General features: G+C 34.7%; 2 protein-coding genes and 1 pseudogene. 2 read left to right on the top strand and 1 reads right to left on the bottom strand.

The window, feature by feature from the left end:
* Positions 1-93: pseudogene (locus tag UIB65_RS03845) on the bottom strand (IS200/IS605 family transposase); the annotation flags it as partial.
* 91 nt (positions 94-184) lie between these two features.
* On the opposite strand from UIB65_RS03845, the gene istA reads away from it, so the two are divergent.
* Both istA and istB read left to right on the top strand, forming a co-directional pair.
* On the top strand, positions 185-1,477 hold the full coding sequence (gene istA, locus UIB65_RS03840; protein WP_330039800.1) for an IS21 family transposase: 1,293 nt from the start codon (positions 185-187) through the stop codon (positions 1,475-1,477).
* Positions 1,470-2,228 carry an IS21-like element helper ATPase IstB gene (istB, locus tag UIB65_RS03835; RefSeq protein WP_177853839.1) on the top strand — a complete coding sequence of 253 codons (759 nt, stop codon included), beginning with the start codon at positions 1,470-1,472 and terminating at the stop codon, positions 2,226-2,228. The genes istA and istB overlap by 8 nt, the downstream gene beginning before the upstream one ends.
* Positions 2,229-2,391 lie beyond the last annotated feature (163 nt).

The following is a 2,391-nucleotide window of genomic DNA, read 5'->3' as shown; positions in this document are numbered from 1 at the left end:
GTCCTTACCTACAGTATCGACATAGTATCCCTTACACCAAAACTCGCGGTTTCGATATGCAAATTTCATATTTCCATACTTTTGAAATATCATATATAAATGCTAATATATAGATGCTCAAAAATTCTCAAATAAAAATGCTCAGTTAGTATAATACAGATAGCACTTTCCGGAGGTGATATCTGTGTTAATAAATATAAATGTGCCTGTCAGTCTAAAAATCACAAAACTGACAGATCTGCCAAAACTGAGGACTTTTATGGAACAGAATAATTTAAAACTTAATAAGTCTGAAATTGCCAGACAGCTCAATGTAGACAGACGCACGGTTTCCAAATATCTTGATGGTTTTGAAAAAAGCAAACATCGAAACAGCCATTCTAAACTTGATAAATATCATGACATCATAGAAGAACTACTTTCATCTGACATACAGGTTTTTCATTATAGAAGTGTTTTGTACCGATATTTACAGGATAATTATGGAATGGTTGTACCTAGGCAGACTTTTTATTATTATCTCAAATCAGTACCTTCTTTCGATGCATATTTTCAAAAAGGCAAGGTTTCGAATTCATCTTCAAATCCTGTATTCAGATATGAAACTACGCTTGGCGAACAAGCTCAGTTGGATTGGAAAGAATCCATTCCTTTCACACTGGCTGATACGGGTGAAAAAATAACAATTCATGTACTGGTTTTAATTCTTGGTTATTCCAGATTCAAACTGTATAAACCGGCAATAAACATGACTCAGGAAACCCTGCTGCATTTGCTTACGGAATGCTTTGAAACCCTTGGCGGTGTTCCTCATATTTTACTTACAGATAACATGAAGACGATAATGAGTAATGCCCGAACACAGTATCAAAAAGGTAAGATCAATGTTAAATTTGAAGCATTTGCCCGCGATTTTGGATTTCAGCTACAGCCTTGCAGAGCGGCAACACCTAGAACCAAAGGGAAAGTAGAATCTCAAATGAAACTACTCGATGAAATAGGTGCGTATAATGGACAACTAAATCTTATTGAACTGTATGAATTAATAGGGAAAATCAATCAGAGAGCTAACAACTCTATCTGCCAGGGTACTGGAAGAATCCCAATCATAGACTTTAATAAAGAAAAAAATTCCTTACTGCCGCTACCACACGAATCAGTAAGGAATCAATACAGAATTAAAACCATTCGTTCCAAGGTAAACACCGCTGGAATGATAACCGTAAGATCCAATCAGTATTCTGTACCACGAGAATATATTGGAAAAATGGTAAGTTATCAACTGTATGATTCTAATATCTACGTATACTTTAACACAAAACTGATTGCAGTGCACACTCTAAGTAATAGAAAACTTAATTATTCTGTCGATCATTATGTAGATACGATTGCCTGTACATATATAGGAAAAAGCTCCGATGAGGTTTTGCAGATGGCAAAACACAATCTAGACATTATCGGAGGTATGTATGAATAATACTAGCGCGTATACAAAGATCATGGATAATCTAAAGTTTTTAAAAAGTAAAGAGTCTATAAATGTATTGGATAAAACATTGGACTATGTAAATCGCAATAATCTATCTTTCATTGATGGATTCTTGTACTTTACAGAAGCTCAGGTGGATCAGAAAAAAGAAAATCTCATTAAGCATTCTGTAAATATGGCAGGTTTTCCTAAAGTGAAAACCTTATCAGATTTCGATTTTGAGTACCAGCCATCCATAAATCAACAACAAATATATGATTTCAATTCGCTTAGATTTATAGATAAGCAAGAAAACATCGTGTTTTATGGTAATAGTGGTGTTGGAAAAACTCACTTGGCAACTGCTTTAGGAGTTACCGCAGCTAAAAATAGAAATTCAACCTATTTTATTAAGTGTGCTGATTTGATGGAGGCGCTTCACAAAGCTCAGCTTGAAGGGCGCCTTGCCGAAAGGCTCAAGAAATTCAGTGGATATAAGCTACTGATTATTGATGAACTAGGGTATCTTCCAATCTCCAAATCTGACTCAAAACTTTTCTTCCAGTTGATTGACAAAAGGTATGAACGTAACAGCACCATAATTACAACGAATATCAATTTTTCGCAGTGGGATGAAGTTTTTGGTGATCCACTAATTGCTAGCGCCATTGTAGATCGTATTTTACATCATGCCACAGTAGTAACAATCAAAGGAAAATCTTATCGATTGCAGTCAATATACGGCAATGATGAATCCTAATTATTAGAAAAGCTGTACATTTTTATTTTGGAAAAAATGTGCATTTTAATATTGTAATTTATATAGAATTCTCTCGTCGGGCCCATCGTCTAATCATCTTATGAAAATTTTTCGGATCCTTAATTCCTTCAGGTGTATCTGGCCATACACCTGATTTATACAT

The organism is Methanobrevibacter sp. (assembly GCF_036307625.1).
Taxonomy (GTDB): domain Archaea; phylum Methanobacteriota; class Methanobacteria; order Methanobacteriales; family Methanobacteriaceae; genus Methanocatella.
The sequence above is the reverse complement of the archived record's forward strand: the minus strand, read 5'-3'. Positions and strand labels throughout refer to the sequence as shown.